At 41.4% G+C, this 25,322-nt stretch carries 25 protein-coding genes; 18 read left to right on the forward strand and 7 right to left on the reverse strand.

What is annotated here, in order from left to right; all coding sequences use genetic code 11:
- Positions 1–233 precede the first annotated feature (233 nt).
- The 8 genes from ACSFC1_RS03320 to ACSFC1_RS03355 all read left to right on the forward strand — a co-directional run bounded on the left by ACSFC1_RS03320 (position 234) and on the right by ACSFC1_RS03355 (position 7,123).
- Positions 234–734 carry a PulJ/GspJ family protein gene (locus ACSFC1_RS03320; RefSeq protein ID WP_435564703.1) on the forward strand — a complete coding sequence of 167 codons (501 nt, stop codon included), beginning with the start codon at positions 234–236 and terminating at the stop codon, positions 732–734.
- 6 nt (positions 735–740) lie between these two features.
- The gene (locus ACSFC1_RS03325; RefSeq protein ID WP_435564704.1) at positions 741–2,423 is read left to right on the forward strand and encodes a hypothetical protein; all 1,683 of its coding nucleotides are present in this window, start codon (positions 741–743) and stop codon (positions 2,421–2,423) included.
- Complete coding sequence (locus ACSFC1_RS03330) at positions 2,423–2,806, forward strand: hypothetical protein (RefSeq protein WP_435564705.1); 384 nt, start codon at positions 2,423–2,425, stop codon at positions 2,804–2,806. The genes ACSFC1_RS03325 and ACSFC1_RS03330 overlap by 1 nt, the downstream gene beginning before the upstream one ends.
- Before the next feature lie 106 nt (positions 2,807–2,912).
- Positions 2,913–3,794 (forward strand): ABC transporter ATP-binding protein, encoded by an 882-nt coding sequence (locus ACSFC1_RS03335; protein WP_435564706.1) that lies wholly within the window; start codon positions 2,913–2,915, stop codon positions 3,792–3,794.
- Positions 3,791–4,591 (forward strand): ABC transporter permease subunit, encoded by an 801-nt coding sequence (locus ACSFC1_RS03340; protein WP_435564707.1) that lies wholly within the window; start codon positions 3,791–3,793, stop codon positions 4,589–4,591. Before ACSFC1_RS03335 ends, ACSFC1_RS03340 begins: the two co-directional genes overlap by 4 nt.
- Positions 4,592–4,603: 12 nt before the next feature.
- Positions 4,604–5,218: a TetR/AcrR family transcriptional regulator gene (locus tag ACSFC1_RS03345; RefSeq protein ID WP_435564708.1), complete on the forward strand. Its 615-nt coding sequence runs from the start codon at positions 4,604–4,606 to the stop codon at positions 5,216–5,218.
- A 235-nt stretch (positions 5,219–5,453) separates the two neighbouring features.
- Positions 5,454–6,629: a hypothetical protein gene (locus tag ACSFC1_RS03350; RefSeq protein WP_435564709.1), complete on the forward strand. Its 1,176-nt coding sequence runs from the start codon at positions 5,454–5,456 to the stop codon at positions 6,627–6,629.
- A complete protein-coding gene (locus ACSFC1_RS03355; protein WP_435564710.1) occupies positions 6,626–7,123 on the forward strand; it encodes a hypothetical protein in 498 nt (165 codons plus the stop codon). Before ACSFC1_RS03350 ends, ACSFC1_RS03355 begins: the two co-directional genes overlap by 4 nt.
- A gap of 146 nt (positions 7,124–7,269) precedes the next feature.
- Here ACSFC1_RS03355 and ACSFC1_RS03360 read toward each other — a convergent pair whose 3' ends face one another.
- Complete coding sequence (locus tag ACSFC1_RS03360) at positions 7,270–7,470, reverse strand: hypothetical protein (RefSeq protein ID WP_435564711.1); 201 nt, start codon at positions 7,468–7,470, stop codon at positions 7,270–7,272.
- A gap of 978 nt (positions 7,471–8,448) precedes the next feature.
- On the opposite strand from ACSFC1_RS03360, the gene ACSFC1_RS03365 reads away from it, so the two are divergent.
- Positions 8,449–9,150: a hypothetical protein gene (locus ACSFC1_RS03365; protein ID WP_435564712.1), complete on the forward strand. Its 702-nt coding sequence runs from the start codon at positions 8,449–8,451 to the stop codon at positions 9,148–9,150.
- 47 nt (positions 9,151–9,197) lie between these two features.
- Here ACSFC1_RS03365 and ACSFC1_RS03370 read toward each other — a convergent pair whose 3' ends face one another.
- Positions 9,198–12,164 carry a DEAD/DEAH box helicase family protein gene (locus ACSFC1_RS03370; protein ID WP_435564713.1) on the reverse strand — a complete coding sequence of 989 codons (2,967 nt, stop codon included), beginning with the start codon at positions 12,162–12,164 and terminating at the stop codon, positions 9,198–9,200.
- 4 nt (positions 12,165–12,168) lie between these two features.
- Positions 12,169–14,673, reverse strand: a complete 2,505-nt coding sequence (locus tag ACSFC1_RS03375; protein WP_435564714.1) for a site-specific DNA-methyltransferase — start codon at positions 14,671–14,673, stop codon at positions 12,169–12,171.
- 680 nt (positions 14,674–15,353) lie between these two features.
- On the opposite strand from ACSFC1_RS03375, the gene ACSFC1_RS03380 reads away from it, so the two are divergent.
- A complete protein-coding gene (locus ACSFC1_RS03380) occupies positions 15,354–15,425 on the forward strand; it encodes a 4Fe-4S binding protein (RefSeq protein ID WP_435565974.1) in 72 nt (23 codons plus the stop codon).
- A 577-nt stretch (positions 15,426–16,002) separates the two neighbouring features.
- On the opposite strand, the gene ACSFC1_RS03385 is transcribed toward ACSFC1_RS03380, so the two are convergent.
- Positions 16,003–16,131, reverse strand: coding sequence for a hypothetical protein (locus ACSFC1_RS03385; protein ID WP_435564715.1), 129 nt, complete (start codon positions 16,129–16,131; stop codon positions 16,003–16,005).
- Between the two features lie 72 nt (positions 16,132–16,203).
- Here ACSFC1_RS03385 and ACSFC1_RS03390 point away from each other — a divergent pair, with 72 nt between their 5' ends.
- Positions 16,204–17,580, forward strand: a complete 1,377-nt coding sequence (locus tag ACSFC1_RS03390) for an MATE family efflux transporter (protein ID WP_435564716.1) — start codon at positions 16,204–16,206, stop codon at positions 17,578–17,580.
- On the opposite strand, the gene ACSFC1_RS03395 is transcribed toward ACSFC1_RS03390, so the two are convergent.
- The 3 genes from ACSFC1_RS03395 to ACSFC1_RS03405 are packed head-to-tail and all read right to left on the reverse strand — an operon-like array spanning position 17,565 to position 20,084.
- The gene (locus tag ACSFC1_RS03395) at positions 17,565–18,116 is read right to left on the reverse strand and encodes a VanZ family protein (protein ID WP_435564717.1); all 552 of its coding nucleotides are present in this window, start codon (positions 18,114–18,116) and stop codon (positions 17,565–17,567) included. The genes ACSFC1_RS03390 and ACSFC1_RS03395 overlap by 16 nt on opposite strands.
- A gap of 22 nt (positions 18,117–18,138) precedes the next feature.
- On the reverse strand, positions 18,139–18,540 hold the full coding sequence (locus ACSFC1_RS03400; RefSeq protein WP_435564718.1) for an FMN-binding protein: 402 nt from the start codon (positions 18,538–18,540) through the stop codon (positions 18,139–18,141).
- Positions 18,541–18,551: 11 nt separating this feature from the next.
- Complete coding sequence (locus tag ACSFC1_RS03405) at positions 18,552–20,084, reverse strand: L-lactate permease (RefSeq protein WP_435564719.1); 1,533 nt, start codon at positions 20,082–20,084, stop codon at positions 18,552–18,554.
- A gap of 107 nt (positions 20,085–20,191) precedes the next feature.
- Between ACSFC1_RS03405 and ACSFC1_RS03410 the strand changes: the two genes are divergently transcribed.
- From ACSFC1_RS03410 to ACSFC1_RS03440, 7 genes are read left to right on the forward strand one after another with little or no spacing between them, the layout of a single operon-like run.
- Positions 20,192–21,058, forward strand: coding sequence for a histidine phosphatase family protein (locus ACSFC1_RS03410; protein ID WP_435564720.1), 867 nt, complete (start codon positions 20,192–20,194; stop codon positions 21,056–21,058).
- 39 nt (positions 21,059–21,097) lie between these two features.
- A complete protein-coding gene (locus ACSFC1_RS03415; protein WP_435564721.1) occupies positions 21,098–21,511 on the forward strand; it encodes an OsmC family protein in 414 nt (137 codons plus the stop codon).
- Positions 21,512–21,520: 9 nt separating this feature from the next.
- Positions 21,521–22,075, forward strand: coding sequence for a macro domain-containing protein (locus ACSFC1_RS03420; RefSeq protein WP_435564722.1), 555 nt, complete (start codon positions 21,521–21,523; stop codon positions 22,073–22,075).
- A 5-nt stretch (positions 22,076–22,080) separates the two neighbouring features.
- Complete coding sequence (locus ACSFC1_RS03425) at positions 22,081–22,374, forward strand: DUF1844 domain-containing protein (protein ID WP_435564723.1); 294 nt, start codon at positions 22,081–22,083, stop codon at positions 22,372–22,374.
- On the forward strand, positions 22,371–23,456 hold the full coding sequence (gene ychF, locus ACSFC1_RS03430) for a redox-regulated ATPase YchF (protein WP_435564724.1): 1,086 nt from the start codon (positions 22,371–22,373) through the stop codon (positions 23,454–23,456). The genes ACSFC1_RS03425 and ychF overlap by 4 nt, the downstream gene beginning before the upstream one ends.
- The gene (locus ACSFC1_RS03435; RefSeq protein ID WP_435564725.1) at positions 23,428–23,808 is read left to right on the forward strand and encodes a divergent PAP2 family protein; all 381 of its coding nucleotides are present in this window, start codon (positions 23,428–23,430) and stop codon (positions 23,806–23,808) included. The genes ychF and ACSFC1_RS03435 overlap by 29 nt, the downstream gene beginning before the upstream one ends.
- A gap of 4 nt (positions 23,809–23,812) precedes the next feature.
- Positions 23,813–25,321, forward strand: coding sequence for a YifB family Mg chelatase-like AAA ATPase (locus ACSFC1_RS03440; RefSeq protein ID WP_435564726.1), 1,509 nt, complete (start codon positions 23,813–23,815; stop codon positions 25,319–25,321).
- Position 25,322 lies beyond the last annotated feature (1 nt).

The raw sequence follows: 25,322 nt of genomic DNA on the forward strand, positions 1-25,322 counted from the left end.
GTAGTATACCAACCGATCTAAGAAAAGTCATCAGCCAAAACTGAGTACTGAAAGCTCACCAAAACCGATCTTTTCTTAAAAGAGAGACTCAGCTGGGATTATGCTCAGTTATGCGCCAGTATGCTCGGGTATACTGAAGTATGCTCTGCCGAGATCTTTAACCAAGTGAATAAAACTTTCATACGTAAATAATCTCGTATGATTTCCGATGTATAATTAGAAGGGGGCTGAATATGCGTGGTTTTACCTTTGTTGAATTAACCATCTCGATGATACTTTTGTTTATCGTGACAGGTATCTGTGTTCTGTTGCTCAGTCAGAATATGAGAAACTCTGAGATAGTGCTCAACAGAATTAACGCTTACGATGAGCTTGCAAGGATCAGTTCTGCTTTGCGGCGAGAACTTTTGAAGGCTGGACCAACGGCAGCTGGAATTGATGTTCAAAACAATTCTCTTACCTTTACGGCATTTGTACCATTTTCACAGTCACAGTATGGAACCTACGGTTCTTCAACAAGACTCATTTACAGTGTGATTTTTTCAAACGGTAGGCTTTATGTTCAGATACGCAACTTCGATTCATCTTACACCAAGACTGTGGAACTTGGTCAGCTCACAGATTGTCAGTTCAGCAGCTTGGATAATCGTATCATTCGCTACACTCTGGTAAAAAGGACAGCAAATCGTGATTACAAGATCACCTCGTCGGTGGTCCTTTCGAATGTAAGGTGATGTGATATGAGAAAGGCATATATTTTGGTTTATACATTGATCATAGTTGCTGTAGCCTCGATTCTCTCTGTCGCGCTTTTTACAAATGTCGCAGCCTATGTCAGAACGAATGCGGTTGAATTGAGCAGAAACGAGGCATACCTTGTTTCTCAAAACATCTTGCAGCTTTCGTTTCCTTACTTAAAGCCGTACATGAGTGGTCTTCGTGGGATAACGCTCTCTTGGAGAAACGAAAATATAGCGACAAATGCCACTTGGTGGAACAGTTTCAAAGAGTTTTTATTTTCACAGTCAGACGGTGGTTTCTGGGAAGGATTTTTCCAACGCCTCAACGAAAATAAGTACTTTGATCTTTCATCCATAAGCGAGTTCAATCAAGATCTGCGCACCTTTACACTTTCAGGTTCTTCTGTTGTTGTCCCTGTGAGTGCATCGTATCAAGTTTCTGGCAATCCATACTCTGCACTTTTGGTGAGCAGGGGGGTCAACGGCAAGATCGAGGCATATTCTGTAGCAGTGATCGCCATTGACTTTCTCAACAAGTATGCTTACTTCACCGAGCGTGAAAAAAGACCGAATGGTGAGACGATATACTTCATCAGTCGTGATGTAATTGATGGTCCGATGAGATCGAATGACTACATAAACATCAGTGGAAGTCCAAGATTCAAATCTTCGGTAGAAGTGAAAGGTGTTCTTGGAACTGGTAATCCGATCTACGAAGATCCCTTTTCTCCAAAGATACTGACACAGCAGGACATTGAAGAGTACAACATGAACAAGATTGCTACGAATTACTCAGCCGATCTGAATGCTTTAGTGAAAAGTCCACAAGATTTCATAAACAGTTCAGAAGAAAGCGGCATAAATCTTAAATTGACCTCAATTCGACGAGGCAATAGAACCTTGACAGCAGAAAAACTCATAGTTGAATTCAAGAGTGCTGAAGGAGCGGGGAACGATCATTTCATGAAGGTATATGTGGAGCACAATGGCCCTGACGGAAAGGATCTGCTCTTTACCATGAAACCGCGACCTGATGGGAATGGGTATCATATGATCATTCATGGGGAGAAGAGTCGAGACTGGTTGGGTCTGCAGGGCTCTGGCGGTGATGAGACAAGGAATGTTAATTTCAACGGTGTTCTTAAATCAAACCTGACGATCGCTTTGCAAAACAAATCTAACAATGACAAGCCAATGTATGTAGACGGAAGATACACACTTTTTTCTGAACAAAACGTTGAAATATACGACCACGTGATCTACGAAGATTTCAGAGATATATTTCCGCACCAAAGTATTGATAATATCGTTGTAACAGAACAGATGGCTCAGCGGATGAAAGAAGCCGACCGTACAGATTTCTTGAACATCGTTGCAAGAAAGTCTGTGATAGTCAAAGAAAAGGAGCAAAATCTAAAGCTGACCATGAGCATCTACGCTTTCGAGGAACGTTTCTTTGTTGAAGATTACAATTCAGGTTCGCCCAAAGGTCAGCTCACGATCTTTGGTTCTTTGATGCAGAACTATCGCGGACCAGTTGGTACGTTCCGAGGTGAAAGTATTGTGACCGGTTATTACAAGAACTACATATATGATTCTAAGATCCTCGAAGGCTTTGGTTCGATTGGTACACCTGCGAAAAGAGAGGAGATCTTGATACTAACACTCAGAGGTGTTTATTGATGAAGGGTAGTTTTCTCACAGAGACCATCTTTAGTTTGTTGATAATATCGATTCTTCTTGTTTTCACATTTGAGTCTGCAGCGACTTCTTTAAATCAAACCAACAAGATTGAATTTGAAAGTGAAAGGATCTCTCTTTTGAACTTCGTTTACGGATACCTGTCAAAGTACGAGCTAAAACACGATATAAGTAACATAACGCCTGAACATATCAATACAGCGTACTGGAACGGAACTCCTCAGTATCCAAAGGTTCTATCTTTGAACGCACAGATAGTGGAGAAGACTGTGTCTGGTAAGCAGATAAAGTATCGTAGAGTGGATCTGCAAATAGAGAGAAACCCAGGTAAGATTACAAACCACATCCTCATCTTTGGAATGTGACAAAGCAAAAGTAGAGATCAAGCACCATTTTCTCTTACCAAGTAGTTGACCATGCGGTCAATTTGTGATATACTCCTTTTGACCACATGGTCAAGGAGGTGTTTTGATGACCGTCATTGAACTCGAGAAACTGAGCAAATACTATGGTAAACACAGGGGAATAATCGACGTCAGTTTTGCTGTTGAAGATGGTGAGATCTTTGGTTTTATAGGTCCTAACGGTGCTGGAAAGACTACAACGATAAGGATACTACTCGGTCTGCTCTTTCCAACCTCTGGCAGTGCGAAGATCTTTGGAAAAGACTGTACAAAAGAGGGAGATAGAGTAAGAGAAGATGTAGGTTACATACCAGGAGAAGTCAATTACTATCCAGATGTCTCTGTCGATGAGTTACTAAGGTATTCTGCAAGTTTTTACACCGAGATCGATGAAAGGTACATCAAAGAACTCTGTGAAATCTTCGAGCTGGATATGAAAAAGAAGTTTCGCGAACTTTCAACTGGAAACAAGAAAAAGGTTGCGATAGTTCAAGCCCTTTTGCACAAACCAAAGCTGCTCATCTGTGATGAACCAACAAATGGACTTGATCCAGTCATGCAGAACAGGTTCTTCGCAATACTCAAAGAACTAAAAAAACAGGGCAGAACGATCTTCTTTTCCTCTCATGTTCTGAGCGAAGTTCAAAGACTGTGTGACAGATTTGCGATGATCAAGGATGGCAGAGTTGTGAAAGTGGGGAAAGTAGACCAAATTGCACAGGTTAACTACAAGATTATAACAGTCCAATCGAGACAGACAGAAAGGCTCAAAGAGATACTGAAGCTCTCGGAAGGTAGAATCAACGGTTCAGTTATCACTTTCAGGTATAACAAAGACTTCAACGAGTTGATGAATAAACTTTCCCAGATACAGATTGAGAACATCTGGATCGAAGATCCATCTGTTGAAGAGATATTCTTGTCTATGTATGGGGAGGAAGAAAGATGAACGTGTACAAATGGGAGATGAAGAGAAATCTAAAGGCAACAGCCATCTGGACAGTTGTACTTGTCCTCGTACAACTGATGTACATGTCGATCTATCCATCTATGTCCAGAGACGCAGAGCTGCTTTCGAGAATGCTCAGGCTCATGCCCAAAGCTTTCTTGAGAATCTTTGGCTTGGAAGAGATCGATTTTTCTAATGTTCTCAATTATTTTGCGACCATTTCGAGCATCTACGTGACCTTGGTTGGAAGCATCTTCGCAGTTCTCTTGACTTGCAGAATACTTGCAAGAGAGGAGAGTGAAAAAACAGCCGAGTTTCTGCTGTCAAAACCAGTTAGAAGAATCACTGTTCTTCAGCAGAAGATCTTAAGCGCACTGAGCCTGATTTTGATCTTTGATCTTGCTGTTTGTTTCTCATCACTTTTGATGATGGAGTTTTTCAGACAATCGCCCATCAATTACGCGAAATTCTGGTTGCTCTGGCTTTCGCAGATTCTTCTGCACCTCACAGTCACAAACTTGGTCTTTCTCCTTATTGTCTTTGCAAAGCGCCAAGAGAACACTCTTTCTTTCAGCATCGGCATGACCTTTGTTCTTTATATAATAGCGATGGCAAGTAAGCTTGCAGAAAACTTTTCTTTCTTGAGATATTTAACGCCCTTCTACTACTCAGATGGAATTAGAGTAGTGAAAGAGGGAAGAATAGAACTCACATTTCTGGTGATATACCTCTTACTAAACACCGCACTGGTCTGTTTTTCAGTTGTTTTCTATTCGAAAAAGGATATCTATGTGTGAGAAGGTGAACCGATGAACAAAGTGGTCGAGAAGATTTTGGAGGCTGCCATAATCGAATTTGCAGAAAAAGGTTATGAAGCAGCTTCAACCAACAAGATCAAAGAAAGAGCCAAGGTCGCCAAGGGATTGTTGTTTCACTACTTCAAGAACAAAGAGAAACTCTACATTGAATCTTACAAACGTGTTTTAAAATGGAGTAAAGAGAAATTTGAAGAATTTGCCCTCAAGAATGCAGATGAAGAGTTTTTTCTCTTTTTGAAAAAGTGGAGCTTGAACAAGATCACACTTGCAGCACAGAATCCAGTTTATTCAAGATTCTTGCTCACAGTGACCAATCTGCCGCTGAGGCTTCAAAGCACAGTACTTGACATGATAAAGGCAAACCTGCTTGGTTCAACGGGTATACTCTATGAGAAGATCAAGTCAGTTGGTTTGAGAGAAGGCATCAGTCATGAAGATGCTCTAAAGTTCATCATGTCGGTTTTCGAGGGTTTGGGTAACTTGTACCTGAATCAGTACCGTGACAAACCTGAAGAGCTGCTAAATAACACAGAAAAGATACTTTCAGACGCAGACAAGTTTCTGGACATGATCAAATTTGGTCTTCTGCCGAAGAAAGGTTCTTAGTAAGACTTGGCAGGCTTTGTCAAGATGATTCTTCAGTAGCAAGTATCTCAATAGTAGACAACCTCAATGCAAAGTGCCTCCCTGCTCAGAGGAGTCAAATTGCTCTTGTAGAGATTCTGCATTACCTTAGCATAACTTCAAAAGAGTTTAGAGTTTTGTGATATAATGAATTTACTCTACTTGCTTTTCCGCCTACGATTTCCTAAGGCAGCAGGTTTCACAGGGGTGATTGTGTGTGAAAGCAAAGTTAACTCTTTCGGTGCTTGCCCTGCTCACAGCCGTGATGTTGTTCTTCAGCACAGAGTCCTTTGCAGCGAAGATCAGCCAGGAACAAATAATTGAAGTTGTCAAACAGCGTTCAGCGACTGTAAGAACAGTGCCAGACGAAGCCTACAGAGCAGCCTTGGACAGTTTGAAAGGAACCAAAACGTTGATGAGGCTGATCGAAATGACCAAGAAAGTCAACGAATTTGAAGAACTGGCAAACACACCAGTACCATCTAATTTCAACAACGTGAATGAATTCAGAAAATTCAAAGAACTCATCAAAGAGAAGCTCAATCCACTGAATTGGCTGCTCGACGTGGTCACACCGAAGTGGATCAGTTTCATCAGTGACACTAAAGAAGTCTTTTCTGCCTTAAAAGCAGACATCCTTGAAAGGGCTTTGAAAGAATCAGCTTATCAGAGTTACAAACAAAGCCGTGATGCAGGTAACGATATGTACACAGCCTACGATGAAGAGATCAACAGGAAGGCTTTCTACGTGATACGCTCTTCTGAACAGTACAAGAATTTACCAGACTCAGAGGTCAACAAGCTTCTCATGCAAGCCATGGAAGAACGTTACAAGGCTGAGAAGTATGCCGAGTTCATCCTCGAACTTAGGGTAAACAAGAACAAACACATCGCCCAGATCATCAGACCTTACGACGATGCGATCAGCACATTGTACGAAACTGCAAAAAAGATCGCAGAGCAGACCCAAGTCAATCTTTCTGGAACTTGGACTGTAAACGACAGCGCTGGTAGGTTCAACGGTACTATGACACTCGATCACATTGATTTTACGACAGTCATAGGTAAGATGCAGACACCTGCAGGTATTATCAATGTTTATGGAGGTATCGAAGGAAAGACTATAAGATTGCAGTTTGAGTTTTACGGTGCCAACCTCATAGACTACTATCTGCGGTATCCTGAACTGTCCAACTACATAGCTTCCAAAGGTGGTGTGATGGCTACGGTGATCTTGTCGATAGAAGACAGCCGCGATTATTACTCAGGTACGCTTTATCCGTGGTATGTTGTTTACAACGATTCATCAGATGGTTTGGTCGTCAAGAAGATCGTTTACGGCACCGTTGAAGAAAGCGGAACACCCAGATCGATCTCGATAGCCAGGAGGTGAATCTTACGAAAAAGATAATCTTTCTTTCGATAGTTCTTTTGAGTTGTTTTGCACTCGCAACGGAGTATTTCTTAGATCCAAACAATGAGTATGTCTATGCAACCTTGGAAGGTTTCGAAGCGGTCTACGACGAGACAGACCAAAGTCTCAGTGTGATCAATGAGAAGTTGAATCTGTTTGTGAACATCATGAAACTGAGTGAGCCAGTCAAAGGATTGGAATTAGCGACACTGGTACAGGAAATCGCAAAGAACTTGGAGAAATCTGGCTTTAAGATTCTATCGACAGACGAAAGAGACTTTCAAAAATACAGCGCAACGACTCTTGAAACTTCGTCTGTGCAAGAAGGCACAGCTGTACGCGTTGAGTTCACAATTTTCGAGGTGCCCAACAGAGGTTTCTACATGATAATTTGCGCCGCGCCAGACGAATCGTATGACGATCTAAGAATGCTGATTTATAGTGCAAAGCAGATGTTGATGTTCATAGAATAAACTTCTGCTCACAATAAACATTTCTGACTTTCACTTACTAACTCACAAAATTGATGCTGTCAACGTGAATAAAGTTTGTACAAAAAGGGGTAAGGAACATTCCTTATCTCTTTGAGGTTTTGTTGCTTTATCGAGCCACTGTTACGTCACTGATTCAAGTACGCTCCTGTTTCACCGTAGCGATCTGTTTTTATGATGTATCTTCCTTCGCTCGTCTGTCCAGTGAATCGTGCGTCATCCATACGTTCTTTGCCAAACCACACTCGCAGGACTCGTGGACTGAGTGCATAGACACATCGGAAAAACCACGAAAACGAAGAATACGAGAGTTTCAAAGCCCGATCCATGAAAACATTTCCCTGGATCGAGTCGACTGTTAGCATGTTTTCGTGATCACCACATAGATTTGAGACGAACAGTTTGGCTAATGTCGGTCAACGTAGTTCAGAGAGTACTATGAACGAAAAAGGTCGCAAGGATTACCGTACAAGAAGGCGATAACGGCAGTAGTGCACGAATTGTTAAGAACGATACATACAATGTTTAGAAATCGACAAACACTTAGTATTGAATATACCCTCTCATCCTCCAAGCAAAAATTCAATTTCGCATAGTTGATCCCTCGTTGTGAAAGGTTATCGAGGAGTTGTTTCCTTTCTTAGAGGATAATACGGTTTCTGGAATTCTTCAGTACTTTTATTTAACAGCACTCGAATGGATAGCGAAGGAAGTTTAGTGGAGTTAAACGACAACAGTTTCCAAACTCCCGAATACCAGAAGAAGAGGAGTTTTCAGAAACCACGATTATGAATCCTCATCAATATATTCCGATATCGTTTTAATAGGGACATGCTTCGACTGACACAATAATGCAATCAGGTATGTGGGACCTAGTAGTTCCAACAGTAGTAATGAATTTTGGGGACGGTAGATTAAGACTAGGAAAAGAATCGTTGAACGAAAAATGAAAAAGTAAAGATGCGATTATGATGGTAATAGGATTATAAGAAAAGTGATAAGTGAGATTTTTGGAAAAGTGAATTTCAAGAATGAAATTATACTAAACAAATCCTTAATGGTGAGAACACAAGGGAAGAGATTCCTTTTCAGCGTGATTCTATTTACCGCCACTCAAGGGATGAGAAATGAACGGCGTTCGCCACTCCACTGAACGAAGAGAACACGAAGAATGGCTATTTTTGGATGTGGACAGTTTATCCCTAAGAAAGTCGTTGGGACGCTATCTCCGGAGCGTAAGATACGATAGAATAAAAATAGGGATCCTGCTTCAAGGGTGGGACTGGTAGAAAAGAAGGTGAAAACCTATGGTTCGTGATAGCTATGAACGTGGGGAAGAGCAGGAAAGGAAAATAATCGAGTTACTAAAGGCTAAGGGAATGAGCGCTGAAAAAAATTATGATAAATATGATATATACATTATAATAAGGTTCGCAGAGGGTATATGTATTTTAGCGGAAATAGAAGAAACCAGTTGTCGCAGTTGGCCAAGTTCATCTGAAAAACCTCTTTACCCAAGCAAATTATTTACTATGCCCATTAGGAAAATAAAGTATTTTGTAGGCAACGCTTGGGCACTGGAAGAGTACCTGAAAGTCAATCGTAGTATAAGATCAATAGAAGAATTTAACCAGTTGTTTGACAAGAGTACAACATTTGTACCAAAGAATGATGGAAGGATCAGGTTATACATTAAAGGGAGCTGCAATCTAGAACACTTATGCATAGTCAAATCTGAGACTATAGTAAAAGCACTAAACCATAATTTGGCAGATCAGGATAAAGTCGACAAGCGAATTGATGACTTAAAGAGACAGGCCAAAGGCTTGAATTTTAACTTTCAAGGAAATATCTGGGAAAACAACGAGGTTAAAAACTTTAAAGGAGAAAGACGAGAAGACCCAGTGACACTGGTTCTGGGGCACATTGAGGAAAAGAATGATTTAATATGGCTTAAACTAGATGATTTGCATAAGATTTTATGCAGCATAGTTGGGAACAACCTCTGATATATGAATAGCTAGGGTTCAAAACGGGTGAGTTTCGTTGGGGACCATTACCAATCAGCTTCAAATTCTTGATTGACGCGTTTTACAAAATCGTCAATGCTGTTAAGCCAGTAATCGGCATATTTCTTCGGGGTTTGTATGCTTTTATTGGATTTGTAAAGAAACAGCCTGACTTTAACTTCGTACTCTTCAGTTTTGAGCTTCTTAGGAGTATTATTTTCAACGAAAAGTTCCTCGAATCCATCTATCTTTCTTTCGGCATCGGCATGCTCTGTCCCTTTTGGATCGACAAAGGCAACAAGGTACTTACTCCCTTTCCTAAACCAAAAAATGAAATCCGGATAAAAGTAAGCTTCCTCACCTTCCTTGGTACGATAAGGGACAAAGACTTTGTCCTTTCTCTCGACTATCTTGCTGAAAAGCCACCAATCTACGGTGAATTTATCAGAAACGGTAATGAGTTCCTCAATAAAATCAATCTCGCTTTTCTCTTTAACTATATCCAATATTTTGTCACCTACCGCTTCTCTATTCAGAGCTTCTAAAACTGGAACATAGTAATGCTCCTCCAAGAACCTTATCAGTAAATCATTACGGTTTTCCCCAACTACTGGCTCAAATGATTGTCTCCTTTGACCGTGATATACTTTTTTTATCGACTCACTGATCCGTTCTGTCGTCTTTTCTGGAAGCTTGATCAGGATTCTTTTATAGTGCTGAATGTGCTCTTCATCTTCTGAAGACAATGCAAGTTCATATTTGTAACCAACTTCTCTTTCAATCGCCTTGACAACCGCACGGATCGCGCTATACCACCCAATGTGCTTGTTTGTGTTCCTTTCAATGATGAAATACTTCTCTTTGTTTGCCTCATCAAAAATTTCTCTTAGCAGTCCTACCTTCCTGACTGCATTTTTACTCTTAAGGAAGAACATAAAGTAAAGCATTTCATCTGACATGCTCATAACAACGTTTCTGGCATCTGTATAATCGTTTTCAGAGAGCGTTATCGGATGAAAACGTTGTATCGTGTCAAGGTCGTTTTGTGCAGGAACCTTCACAAGTACGGGTATGAAAATCCTGTTGTTAGCGATTCTGGGCTCATTTTTGTACAAACTCACTTGAGTCCCTGAACTTTCCTTAAGCGTCTTAACACCCTCAACAATTTTCTGTATTACGTCTTTCTTGGTTCCCCAAACAAAAAGTGTTTCAATTGGCTTTATTATGTCAATGTACCTCCTGAATCTTTTATCCATTTCCAATCTTTTTCTGTTACCATTTTTGGTTGGTTGAATCCTCAATCCCCTTCCTATGGATTGAAGCACAAATTTCTTCGCGTCTTCTCCGGTTCCAATGTTGACAAAGACTATGATATTCGGTCTGTTTGAGTCCCAACCTTCATAGAAAGCCCTTGAACCTATCAACATGTTTACATAATCGTGCTCATCCAAATTTGCGAAATATTCGATGTTTTCAAAACGTTCCTGCACCCTCAGTCCGAATTCTCGAACGAGCATTTCAGCGAGTCTCTTCGCTTCCCCAACTTTGACAAGAGCAAATGGTTTGTCGCTTGTCATTAGCTTGACTGCAAATTCTTTTCCGGAATTGGATGTAATTATTTCGATCTCTCCAGGAGTATCCGCGTTAAAAACTTCCCGTAGCACATCATCAGGTGTTACCGTGTAGAGCTCGTTTTTGTCAAATCTTGGATCATTGTCTTCATCAAGTGGATGAATCGGAATGGAATTGATTAACGATTCTTTGGCTTTGAGGAAATCGTTTCCATTGAAGTAGTTTTCAAAACCTTTTTTCGAGGACAAAAACCTTAGCCTTTCAAAGATTAGCTTGACATCTGAATCGTCAATATTTACCGAGTTTCCGAGAAACACGGCAAGAGGTGAATGATATTCAACCATCAACTCTTTGTTCGCTCGCAATTCCCGCGACTTCTTCTTCAAGTACGTTAGAAGTATGAGTATTTTTAGAAATATCATCTCTTTCTCTTCTCTATCGAAATCTGGGCTGTCTTCAGAAATCTTGCCAGATAACTTAATGTTTTCATCGAATATTCTCAAAACTTTTCCATAACCCTCTCGAATGTATGAACTAAGGTTGAACTCATATACTGTTGTTAAAATATCTCGAACGTCAGTAAATGTGGCAGAGAAGTTAAATAGAAGTCCATTCCTTGATAATATGGAAAAGTATTGCTGACTTTTGCTGGATTCCTTATCACCTTTGTGAGCTTCGTCGAGTATGATGTACCAATTTCCTTTGTTGTCGTAGTCCTTAAAGTCAAGTGTCTTGTCCCCTTGTCTGTCTTTAATGTTATTCGAGCGATAGTAGAAAACTGGGAAAACCAGAAAGTCGTTTAATTCTTTTGCTTTGCCAAAGTCTTTCAATTCGAACAATTTAGGTGTCCTACTAATGCTGAATTTGTATTCCGCAAAGTGTCTCTCAAATTGCTCAATCAGGTCGTCCCTGTAGGTCAAGAACAGGATATCCTTTTTTGGTATTAGTCCACGTTCCATGTATGTTGCCAAGATGTCAATTAGTTTTACTATCAATAGCGTCTTACCACTACCAGTTGCCATCCAAAATCCCATTCTGTTACAGAAGTTGCCAAATGATATTTTGTCCTCAATACTGGGGAAAAAACTGCTTAAGATGCTAAACACTTCTCGGTCTGAGGCTTTAATACTCAACAATTCATCAATGTCTAAATCATACCTTTCTAAGCAATAATATTTGAACTCTTCCCAAAACGAAAATTTATCGGCATTTTTGACCGCATAGTAATAATACAGCGCGCGAATTGCAAATTTTATTGCTTCCACTTGGAAATCCCAAAGCCTTTTCTCTTTAGAGAAGCCTTCAATGTCTATATCTTTCCACTCTCTTGAAAGTTCTTCATAGCTTGGTGCGTATTCGTCTATGAATTCTCTAAGTAAAGGTGTTATTTTTACCTCGTCATTTCTATTCTTTGTTTTTCTTCTTGTCACTGAAGCTGGCATCTTATCACCACCATATCAAGTTGCTTATGTACTCTACAGGGATTTTATCGAAATCTATCCTGCCTGTTTTCTCTAAAACAACGTAATTCTCTGAAATCTTGATTATTTTCTCTCCTAAAACGTTTGATAAAGTCTCGGCGATGTCAATGGTTTTGTCTGGATACAGCTTTTCGAAGGATATCTTAAATTCGTTGTTTTCTTTTTTGACAACATCTTCCACAAATTTAGGTGCTCTCATAAAGATATACTCGCTAAATTCATCTTTTCCAGCTGAAGGTCGCAAGTATATATCAGCGTGTTCGTATTTTGTATTTCTTAGCACGTCTTCATATTGTTCGAGTTCGTAATATTTGAAAAATCCACCTGCATTCTTTTCGTTATACTTATCCTTAACATCCTGTTCTTTCGAAATACCGGACTTATCGTATGCTAATACCTTCTTTATTCTTGGTAGTATAACCGTATAGAAATGCTCTCCCATTTCTATTCCTATCCACTTTCTCTTAAGCTTGTGGGCAACCGCTATTGTTGTTCCAGAACCAAGGAAGAAGTCCATTACGAGGTCTCCTTCGTTGGATGTGGATTCTATGACGCGTTTTAAAAGAATTTCGGAATTTTCGGTGGGAAAATGCTGAGTTTGACCGTAACCAGGTATATCGATCCACTCATTGCCTACAGTCTCAGAATCGTACAATAATTCTGGTACACCTTCGATTTTTACTCCTCTGCAATCCAAATAGCTTAAATTCTCATTAATTCTTACCTTGCCTTCCTTTTCGAATTTTGAGATTTTTTCTTGAGACAAAGCCCACCTTCGCCCTTTCGGCGGATAATATTCCTTGCCCAAAACAATTCTCGGAGTGCAATTTTCTCTTGGAAAATGAAGTAGTAAATGCCATTCAGGATTTCTTGGCCTTTCAACTTCTTTCAACAGCAAATTTTCAGTTTTGGAATAGAAAAACAGACTTTCAGTTTGTTGTACAAAACGATTTTCTACTTGCTGTTTTGCCTTCGTTCGACTTATTATAATCTCGTTTCTAAAATTTTCATCGTCGAAGATCTCATTCATAACTCCTCTCAGTATCCAATTACCGTTGTAATCACATCTTACGAAAATACTACCACTATCCTTTAAGAACTCGCGAGCTAACGTTAACCTGTTCTCAAGCATGGTAGCCCATGTGGCGTCTTTGTACTTAACGTTATACAAGTAATCAGCATCTTGTTCTTTGTTAAATGGAGGATCAATATATATTGTTTGAACTTTTTCTTTGAACTTCGGCAAAATTGTTTTCAGTGCTTGGTAGTTTTCGCTGTGTATGAGTATTCCGTCAAGAGCTTCGTCTAAATTATCAAAAAGGGATAGAATTTCAGGTTCTAAGTCTTTAAAGTATCTTGTATCTATAGGCAAATATTTGTACTTTTTGTTCTTTGTTTCGAAAAGATCCGTGTTCAGAACATCTCCAAACGTAAATCCTTCTTCTACGATGCCAAGTTCGACCCATTCTTTTACTTGCAGCCCTAAGTTCGGGTGATTCGCAATTTTGTTAATAATCTCATTGGGGAGCCTATCTATTGTGATAACATAGTTACTGTTGAAGACAAACTTTGGCTTGTTCCAAATCTTTACTAACTCATTTTCAAATTGAGCTATGAATTCAATGATTTTTTCCGCTACATGCTTAAAGGTTTGTATTTCCATTACCCTTTTAGGTGTCCAAATATTCTCTGAATCAAACATGTATTGATATACAAACATATCAAGTTGTTCTTTGAGAAACTTTTCGGCATCCTTGTTTATGAAGTAATCCACTTCAGACTGCTTATTGAATATGCTTATAGCCTTCTCCACATCATCCGTAGTTACTCTCTCAAGCATCTCTGCAATCTCATGTGACTGAATCTGCTTAGATTGTGCTCTTACCTGCCTGACTATGTCCTCAACATTTGTTTGCTTATTACCCTCTTTGTAGTAACCTTCAAGTACTATTCTGCCTTTTTCATCTATTCCCTTGAATGTGAAGTTCATCTCTTTTTTCTCATTAGCCTTTTTGTGCTCCAGGTTACTGACATCGAACCAGAATACAATATCAGTACCGTTAATCCCTTTGATTTTTACTTCCATGCTCTGGTATCTTTTTTCCGTTTTAACGTAATAAAGCATCCGTGTCTTCCAGAAAAGAGCAACGTCGTTTTCTGGATCATATACACGTTCATATATCTTCTCACTCCAAGAAGTGTATGTAAAGTAAATCGAACCGCTCTCAGAGAAGTATCGTTTGAAGAACGTATAAAGTTTCTCAAAGAGTTCTTCTCTGAAATCTTCAATGCATTTTGTTTTAAGTTCTTGCGTTATCAGCTCTGCAAGCTTGGGCTTAACAACATTATTGTAATATGCGCTCTTGAATTTCATGAGATTGATGTATCCTGACTTACCTTCGATTTCCGCACCAATGAATAGATCCTCAAGTGCTTTATAGAAGTCCGCTTCAAACTTGGTGATTTCCATAGTCTAATTCCTCCTGTTCGAAGTAGCTAAACTCGAGGTTATCATATGCCTCTTGACGGAGTTCTAATTCCTCGAAGAAATCTTGAAGTAGACTATATAGTTCGTCAGCACCCATGTTTACATATTCCTCAAAGACGAGTACATGCCCCGGTGATTTCTGTTCTTTATCCCCACCATCGCTTTTCCTAGAAGACAAATCGCAACTGAGGCGATGTACTTTGAAAGTCTTTATTCACTTCAATCATACCAAACTTTCGTCGTGAAAATTAGGATAGCGCTGAAAAATTAAGCTCGATTGGCAGCGACGGATTTTCTTACAAGCAATTATGAGCGGTACATACCGTATGTAAGCCTTATCCGTTGCGTAGCTGACCGTGATGTCAGCTACACTATTTTCAAGCATTCTGATACGTCATTCCGCCATTTGCACATGTTAACACGTTGTTCTTTACCTCTTTCCGGAAATCCATTGCCTCACTTTCATCGAATGCGACGATTGTCCACATCAAAACCGTCAAGCCTGCGCTTGATGCTGGATCAATGAGGATGAACTTACTTTCTTATTGTGGTTTCAATTGGAACCCCGTTCATTCGGATTCGAACGACTACACAATCGAAATCCATTACGATGTAACTTCCATTCGAGGTCTGTTGGATTGAGGAGGAGATAAACGAGGTAAATGCATATATTCGAATGCACAGGATGCCTCGCATGCGTTAATTTTTGTCCAAACGGAATCTCACGCAGTTAAAGAAAGATTGTCAAAAGTTCTGGAGGTTCAACTCCTTGACCTAACCGATGAGGGTGAAAATCATACTAAGAAGTTTCTAGAACGAGCAGATAAAGAAGTTCTACCTGGCAGAATGCGATCTGACAAAGCGATCAAGGAGCCAATACAGAACAGTTGAGAAGCGGAGCGTGGGCTTTAAAATATTGTACAGAAGGTTCGATGGTGCATGGGCGTGATCGCACGATGTGCAGGATGGTTGTTTTCTCGTTCGAAACGAGGCGAGAAGTGAAGGATCTTTTCCGTAATCTATAAAACATGGCGTGGTTTGGCAAGAACGCGCCGCACGATCGTGGTTGGGGCCTCTACGTGTTGAAAGATAGGGCAGTGATCTATTACCGTTCACCAAGGCCTGTATACGAAGAGAGTCTGGTTCTATTGAGTGTGAGTATTGGGATCTTGCACGCCAGGAAGGCATTAGAACATCTGCCGGTGAGCTTCATCCAACTACACCCGTTCGTGGACAACAAGGGTAAGGCGTTTGCCACAACGGGACCATCTACGGCTTCCCCTTCGTTTCAATCGAAAGTGACAGCTTTGCCTATTTCACGAACATCAATGTCTTTGTTGACAGAATGATCCTAAATCTCATTCCATAAACCATCAAGAAAGGGTAAGGAACATTCCTTATCTCTTTGACATTTTTTGCAGCACCAAGCCACTGTTTCATCACCGATTCAGACAAACTCGCTGTCAGCGTGTTAGAATAGTTTTTGGTACTAACTTTAGCAGAGGTGATCCTATGAGTCAGAAAACGAAGGGCGTAGAGCTTTTGCTCGGAGATCCCAGACGGGCGATAATAAAGCTTGCCATTCCGATGATGACAGCGATGTTCGTACAAACACTCTACAACTTGGCAGACGGCATATGGGTTGCAGGCTTGGGACCAGAGGCATTGGCAGCCATAGGTATGTTTTTTCCGATCTTCATGATAATACTCTCCTTTGCCGCAGGTATAGGCATAGGTGTCAACGCGGTGATCTCACAAAAAATAGGGATGAAAGACAAAAATTCTGCTGACGAAGCGGCAAAGACAGCTATCTTTTTGGTTCTGGTCCTGAGTTTGATTCTTACAATCTCATCGTTGCTGCTTATAAAGCCTACATTGAGGTTAATGGGTGCGCGAGATGATGTGCTACAACTTTCTCTCGATTATTCCAACATCATACTGTACTTCATCATCGTTTTCATGTTCGGCAACGTGGGCAACGCGATTCTCAGAGGCGAGGGCGATGCCAAAAGGGCTATGTACGCGATATCGATTGGATCGATTCTGAACATCTTTCTCGACCCTGTCTTCATATACACCTTCAAACTCGGTGTAAAAGGTGCTGCATATGCAACGATCATTTCTGCAGCAGTTGGGTGTTTTCTCATATTCTACTGGTTTTTCATCAAGAAAAGCACTTATCTTTCGATCGATCTACGCAACTTTAGAATAAACCTGCCTGCACTCAAAGACATACTCAGCATAGGCATTCCAGCATCTTTTGCCCAGCTGTCCATGTCTGTAGCGATCTTCATACTGAACAGCTTTGCGACAAGGGCTGGTGGGCAACTTGGAGTGGCTGTCTTCACGAGTGCATGGCGTGTGATCAATCTTGGAACCATTCCAATGATAGGTGCCTCGACGGCTGTCACATCGGTCGTTGGAGCTGCCTATGGAGCGAGAGATGCGAAAAAACTCGAAACAGCCCACCTCTTTGCCATAAGGTTCGGCTTTTTCTTAGGGCTTTGTATCATGACACTCATACTGCTGTTTGCAAAGCAAATAGCCTTCATCTTCACTTACTCACAAAGAGGGCAGATCATCTTCAAAGATCTCGTGGACGCTTTGATGGTGTTAAGTCTTTTTCTACCCGGTACACCCTTTGGCATGTTCACCTCTGCGATGTTTCAGGGGATTGGACACGGTGGAAAGAGCCTGGCTATAACCATTTTCAGAACGATTGTTATGCAGGTCTTTTTCTGTTGGCTTTTGGTCAATGTCTTTCAAGTTGGCTTGAGTGGTGTTTGGTGGGGAATTGTCATAGGCAATCTGACCAACGCTGTGGTGGCTTTCACTTGGAGTAGGTTTGTGATAAAAGATCTGAAGGTCCAGTTTCAAAACCTTGGCTGAGACTCATGACATCTCTTCGATCTTTTTTTGATCGACTTTACAATCGTAATCACCACAAAATAGGTGGTGGTTGAAATCAAAACACCGAAGGCTGCCCCGCTTATGTCTATTATCACGTCGTTCAGCGAAGCACCCCTTTGGAAAAACTGCTGGCTGTATTCGTCCAAAGAAGCGATCAATGCGGGGAAAGAAAGACCAATTAGAATGGCACCGAAGATCTTCTGCGTATAGAAGATTCCAAAGAGAAAAGAAAAGCAACCGAGAAACATGTAAAGTCCAAAATGCGCGCTCTTTCTGATGAATTCAATCCCAGTTGCCCTGTGAGCACCAAACCAAAGTCTGTTCAAAGTCATTCTCAGTTTGACAAAGAGTGTTGTCTCAGAAAAATCAAAGATTCGATCGAGCTTCTTGAGAAGATTGTAGACAAAAGTTGCCTGTCTTGCAGATTCATTGGGAAATCTCGTCGAAAAGTAGAACAACATTCCTATCCACAAGATGGTTATGAAGAAAAAGATAACCGCAAATCTCTGCTTCAAAACACCACACCCTGTTCTTTGATCATCTTTCCAACGCAGTTTCAATGGCTTTCAATAAAGCCTTGCTCGTGACGGTTGCACCTGTCACTACATCCACCTTAAGAGATTGATTTTTCAACACTCTGGAGATGATCGACTCATTCACCTCTCTGTAAAGATTCATGTCTATGAATCCAGATTTTTGATTCAGAATTTGTATATCCTCAATTCTCTTGTCTCTTACAACTACCTTTACCACATACTGCCACCTACCGTTTTTATACTCACCAAGATATTCACCGTCTGCGATTTGAGAGATGGATATATCTTTGATCTGTATCTTCTTTACTTCGTTCATACCCCAGTTGAAGATTATAAAAAAGATCGCTATTGCGCCAGCAATGCAAGCAAATGCGATTAACAATACCTTGAAGAACCTTTTCATGGTTTCTCACCTCACAAACTGTATTTTCTCACAGAATAGCTTATTACTGATGTGAAAAGTGCCATGAGTAGAACTATCAAGATTGTTTTTGGAAATACCTTCTTCTCTTCACCTATTCTGTCAATCGAGGCTGCTGCGTTCTGCAACTTTGAGGGTGAGATCGCCGATGCAAGACCACTGCCAAAGGCGACAGCTGCAGTCATAAAGATTGGCGAAAAACCCAGAAGCTTTGAGGTCTCCATAGTGTAGTTTGCGAACATGGCAGTTGCAGAAGTCTGTGTACCAGTGACAAAGCCCCCGAGCACACCAAGGTATGGAGTGAAAAATGGATAAAAGTCTTTGAAAAGCTTCGCAGAAAAGACTGCCATTGCGTGTATCATGTTGTTTTCAACCCTTAACAGCTCAAAGCCATTTTGCGTCTTTTCAAAACCTGAATTCATCATCACATATGCGATTAGAAAGAAAACCGTTGCAGACCAGAAAGGTTGTGCCACACGTTTCTTGGTTTTTCGAAAGATCTCTCGAAGTTGCTGATTATTCAATCTGTAGATGAAGAGACTGATCACACCACTCGCAAAGATCCATGTGTAGGCTTGCCAAAATGGTCGTGTGTATACAGGTCTTCCTTTGAGTAAGTCGATCGGCACAGAGAGGGTTTTGTAAAAGAGGTTCCTGAGAGGTTCAAAAAGATTAATACAAACGATGAAGAAGATCAGAATTAACCACGGCATGAATGCCTTTATCAAGCTCATTTCATCTTTTGGAGAAACCATAAGGTCTTTGCCATTCCTCAATCGATATAAGATCAAGAGTACAGCGATGATGAGAAAGCCAGCTATCAGACCGGTGATGATCGGTGCTTTCAGAAAGATGGCAAGCTCCGCACCAAGAAAGGAAAGCAGGCCAATCATCAGCGATGGTACAAAACCGCGTTTGATGTACTTTAAACCACCAGCAATGTAAAGCACTGCCACTGAGATGCTAAAAGACACCACAGAGATGAATGGTACAAAGTGCTTTGCCGCAAAGATCAGATCAACGCCAACTATGTCTGAAAAGACCACAAGCGGTACACCAAGAATTGTGTAAGTGCACAGTGAATCGTAACCGAGTGCCGAAAGAGAGATTGACATCACCGAGGAATATCCCATTGCCACAAGGATGGGAGTTATGACGGTTACAGGAACGGCACCAGCAGCCGAAAGAACCGTGCCAAAACCGATCACCAATGTCAAAAACTGTGAAACCTCATCCTTACAACACAGCTGCCTTGAGAACGAAATAATTCTTTTCATCGCCCCACTCACTTCCATGATACTCAGCTGCAAAAGAGAGGCAACAACGATCACCGAAACTGGTAATGAAGCAACTAAGCCAGCCAGCACAGATCGACAAATGACCTCGAGAGGTGTGTGAAAGTACGTTCCAGAGAGAATCAACGTCGTTAAGAGTCCAAGGAAACCTGCTCTACCGACGGAACTCTTCCCCACCAAGAGCATGACCAAGATCACAAATACCGGCAAAAAGGCTATCAATCCATTCAAGAGAAACCCCTCCATCCTATGTTAACACTTCCTATGCGAGAGAATCAGGAATGATTTCTATGATTATCCACAAGCCTGTGAGATTGTGGTAAGCAGCTGAGCTGGAAATGTACGAAAAATGCCAACAGATGGCAGAAGATTTTGTTATCTTAAGAAGCATTCAAATGTCTTGTGTGGGCAAGCGACAGAAAAGATGGCAAAGTGAGGCGGAACAGGTCAAAGTTGAGAATCGTCTCATCTTGCATACCTCCTTTCTTTTGAGAGTTGTTGTGCACCAATCTCCTGTGAAAAGAAATTCACAGCAAGTTGTAAATACTATTAGAAAGTATTGGTGTCTCAACAACAGCATGTTACTATTGAATTTGGTGATGAATTTGAGGATATACCTTGTGAGGCATGCGAAAACAGAATGGAATGACAAAGAAATATGGCAGGGCAATGTCGATATACCTTTGAACGAAGGAGGTCTTGCACAAGCAGAAAGGTTGGCGCAGAGGTTTTCTAAGCTTTCAATTGGCGCAGTTTACACAAGTCCCCTGTCGAGGAGCTATCAAACTGCACAAAGGATAGCTGACCGATTTGCGCTTTCACCTGTTGCGGATCAGAATTTGAGAGAGTGTGAGATCTCTCTGTGGAATGGCTTGACAATGAAAGAGACACTCGAAAGACACGGTGAAGCGTACAAAGAATGGTCTACAAACCCCGAGGCAAGAATCGATGGTGTTGAATCACTCGCGGCAGTTCAAACACGTGTTGTACGAGCCATTTCGGATATCATCAACAATCCTGTGGAGAAGGATGTGGTGGTAGTTTCCCATGCCATTGCGATTAGAATGCTCATCTGTTGGATACTTCAGCTTCCCATACCTTTTCACAAAAATTTCCGGCTCGACAACGCCTCAGTGACTGCCGTTGATTTTTCGAGTAAACCGCGCATAATCTATTTGAATGATACGTGCCACCTTGGAGAATAAGTTATTCTTTGTTGTATCATTATAATTGGAGGGAGACAAATGAAAACAGAATGGCTTGGTAAGATGAGTTTTATAGCACATACAGATTCAGGCAGGCAGGTTTTGATGGATGCGAAGAAAGAGAACGGCGGACTAAGTAGTGCTCCAAGCCCTATGGAACTGGTCTTGGCGGGATTGACTGGTTGTACAGGCATGGATGTTGTATCGATACTTGGCAAGATGAAAGTCTTGGACGACGTAGAACTGTTCAACATCGAAGTGAGCACAGAAAGATCTGAGGATCATCCTAAGGTGTACACCAAGATACACTTGAAGTACATCTTCAAATTCAAAAACCAACCTGCGGTGGAGCAAGTTCAAAAGGCGGTTCAACTGTCTCAAGAAAAGTACTGCAGTGTAGCTGGCATGCTCAAGAAATCTGCACAGATCACCCATGAAATAGTCTATCTGTGAGGTGATTGCTTGCTCTTAGCAACTTTCAAATATGACAAGACCATCGTGGAGGTAGTTCAAGACGATATAACCAAACAGGAAACCCAGGTTATAGTCAATGCAGCGAACTCTCGCTTGCAGCATGGTGGCGGAGTTGCTGCGGCAATTGTGAGGGCAGCCGGTGTTGAAGTTCAAATGGAAAGCAACGAATACGTGAAGAGATTTGGACTTGTACCTGTCTCGGCTGTGGCTGTGACTAATGCTGGAAAGTTGAAGGCAAAGTATATCTTTCATGCCGTGGGTCCTGTTTGGGGTGAAGGCAAAGAACACGAGAAACTGTATGACTGTGTTATAAACATTCTTTCAAAGGCTGATGAACTCATGATAGAATCGATAAGTATTCCAGCCATAAGTAGTGGCATCTTTGGATTTCCTAAGAAGGAATGTGCTCATGTTTTTCTCAGAGCGATTAGAGATTATCTTGTGAAACACCCTTCGACCTCTTTGAAGACCATAAGGCTTTGTAATATAGACAAAGAGACGAGTCAGATCTTTTTAGAAACCTTCAGCCAAAGTTGGGGGTGATCTTTGTGCAAGAAGAAGGAAAGATGCCAAAACTTTCGATGAAGGATCTGATAGTACTCTTTTTCGACACCCTTGCAGCGCGTTGCTGGGCAAGACTTGGCTTGACAAAAGATGAATACGGCGAAATGCGTCAAGATTTGAACGAGGCAAGACTTGGTATAGATGTCCTCGATTCAGTGCTTAAAACCATTGCTCAAGATATAGATCAGGAGATCCACAAAGAATTGGAAGCAGTTGTGACAAACCTGAAGTTGAACTACGTAAACCAATACAAAAAGTCAAAAGAGGCTCAAAGATGAAAAAAGCAGGGATCGTTGGGTTACCAAACAGCGGCAAATCTACGCTGTTCAATGCGTTGACAGATCAAAATGTACCTGCAGAGAAATACCCATTCTGCACGATAGATCCGAACATTGGAGTTTTGGTGACCGAAGACCACAGGCTTGTAAAACTCGGCCAGATGGAAGGATCACAGCAGCTGATTCATCCTTTTTTCAATATAGTCGATATAGCAGGTTTGGTGAAAGGAGCGAGTAAGGGAGAGGGACTTGGCAATCAATTTCTCGATCACATAAGCAAGGTTGACATGATCTTTCATGTCGTCAGATGTTTTAAGATAACAGATGTATCACATCCAATGGGAAGTGTTGATCCAGAGAGAGATATAGAGATTGTCGAGATAGAATTGATTTTGAAAGATCTTGAAACCATAAACAAGAGGATTGAAAAGATATCCAAACAAGCCAAAGCTGGAGATGCTGAGGCGAGAAGTGAACTTGCCTTGCTTCAGAGGCTCAAGGATCATCTTGAGAAAGGAAATCTGTCTCTGAGTTTTGAAAGAAATGAGAATGAACAAAAGATCATAGATACGCTCTTTCTGCTGACTGAGAAACCTGTTATCTACGTTGCTAACGTTGATGAGTGGGGTATGGAAGACCACATCTACGAAAAAGTTGCAAAGATCGCGAAGAAAAAGAACTCAGGACTCATTCTTGCGAATGCAGAGGTCGAATACGAAGTATCGCAGCTGCAACCAGAAGATGCCAAAGATCTTTTGATGGCTTATGGATTTGAAGAACCACTGAAAGAAAGATTCTTTCGAGAGATCAAAAGAACTCTTAGGCTTATATGCTTTCTAACTGCCACCAAAAACGAGGCAAGAAGCTGGGTCGCGCAAGAAGGTATAAACGCCTATGAGGCTGCAGGCTTGATACACACAGATATACAAAAAGGTTTTGTCAAAGCGGAGGTTATTGCTTTTGAAGAGCTTTTGAGATACCCCTCTTTGAAAGATGCGAAAGAAGCGGGGGCAGTAAAGGCACACGGAAAGGATTACATAATCAAGGAGGGAGATGTTGTCCACTTTCTATTCCATGCTTGATCTTTTCAAAAATACCGCCCTTGTGGCGACTGTTTTGTCTTTCTTAGTTGCCCAGTTGATAAAGGTCTTCACTTCGAAAAGGCTTTCTACTTTCAAGAAATACGGTGGTATGCCAAGTGGTCATGCAGCTGCTATGTCTGGACTCGCTTTTTCTTTGGCGAGATGCACAGGTTATGATTCTCCTGTAACAGCTGTTGCCACTGCACTTCTCATGGTTGTGGTTGCCGATGCGGTGAATTTGAGGCCCTATGTCCGTGAAGACCTGGGTCACACTTGGCCACAGGCATTCGCCGGCATAGGGGTAGGCTTTGTGGTCGCACACCTGTTACCGGCGAGAATTCCGCTGTGGTGATTAGATGCCTGCAAAACTCAATTCTGTTACAGTCTTAGGTCTTGATGTCAATGTTATAACCGTTGAAGTCGATATCGACAGAAAGAGTGTTATCCACGATGTGGATATAGTAGGTTTAGGAGATACGGCTGTAAAGGAGAGCAAAAAAAGGATTAAGAGCGCTTTGAAAAACTCTGGCTTTGACTTTCCTCAAGGAAGAATTGTGGTGAACCTTGCACCGGCTGATTTGAAAAAAGAAGGCTCACTGCTGGATTTACCCATCGCGATTGGAATACTCCAAGCCTCTGGTGCTTTACAGAAATTGGATCTTCTTGCCTTTGGAGAACTTTCTTTGGAAGGCAAGATTAGAAGGGTAAGAGGTGTTTTGACAAGCCTTCTTTCACTCTCCCAGCAAAACTACGAGGGCATCGTGATTCTTCCAAAGGAAAACCTCGAAGAAGCCCAAATGATCAAAGGTTTGAAAATCTATGCCTTTGAAGACCTAAAGGAAGTTGCTCAGTTTGTAAATGGCCTTGTTGATTTCACGCCTGTTTCTTTTCAAGGCTTTCCACCTTTCACGTATGATACCGATTTGGACTTTGCCGATGTGAAAGGTCAGGCTTTTGCAAAGAGGGCACTTGAAATCGCAACTGCAGGTTCTCATAACGTGCTGATGAAAGGCAGCCCTGGCGCGGGTAAGACCATGCTTGCCAAGAGAGTTTCCTCGATCATGCCGCCGCTGAGTGACGAAGAGGCCATTGAGGTCCTGAGAATATACAGTGCAGTCGGACTTGTCAACGAAAGAAAGGTTTTTAGACCATTTCGTTCACCTCATCATACTGCTTCAAACGTCGCAATAGTTGGTGGCGGTAACGACGCAAGACCTGGTGAGGTCACCTTAGCACACAACGGCATCCTCTTCTTAGACGAGTTTCCAGAGTTCAGAAGAGATGTGATAGAGGCTCTCAGGCAGCCTCTGGAAGAAGGGGTTGTAACGGTTGCGAGAGCGAAGGCAACGATCACCTATCCTGCGAGGTTTATGCTCATAGCAGCTATGAATCCATGTCCGTGTGGAAATTACGGTGATCCGAAAGCGGTGTGTAACTGCTCACCATACGATATCATCAGGTACAACAAAAAGGTCTCAGGTCCCATCCTCGACAGAATTGACATAGTCGTTCAAGTTCAGAAAGTGGAATTTGACGAATATTTCTCAAAAAGCAATGCAGAAAGCAGTGCTAAGATAAGAGAAAGAGTTCTAATGGCAAGAGAGTTTCAGAGGAAAAGATATGCTGAATTTGGTTTTCTGGTGAACAGCCGATTGCCTTCGAAGTTGCTCAAAAAGTTTGTACAACTCGACGAAAAGAGTGAAGATCTGCTCAAACGAGCGGTGAGCAGATTCAACCTTTCAGGTAGATCGATCGATAAGATCCTCAAGTTGTCCAGAACAATAGCAGATTTGGAACAGAGTCAGCAGATTAAACTCAACCACGTGGCAGAAGCGATACAGTACAAGACACAACAGATAGACTGAG

It is taken from the genome of Pseudothermotoga sp. U03pept (assembly GCF_051235805.1).
In the GTDB taxonomy this organism is placed as follows: Bacteria; Thermotogota; Thermotogae; order Thermotogales; family DSM-5069; genus Pseudothermotoga_B.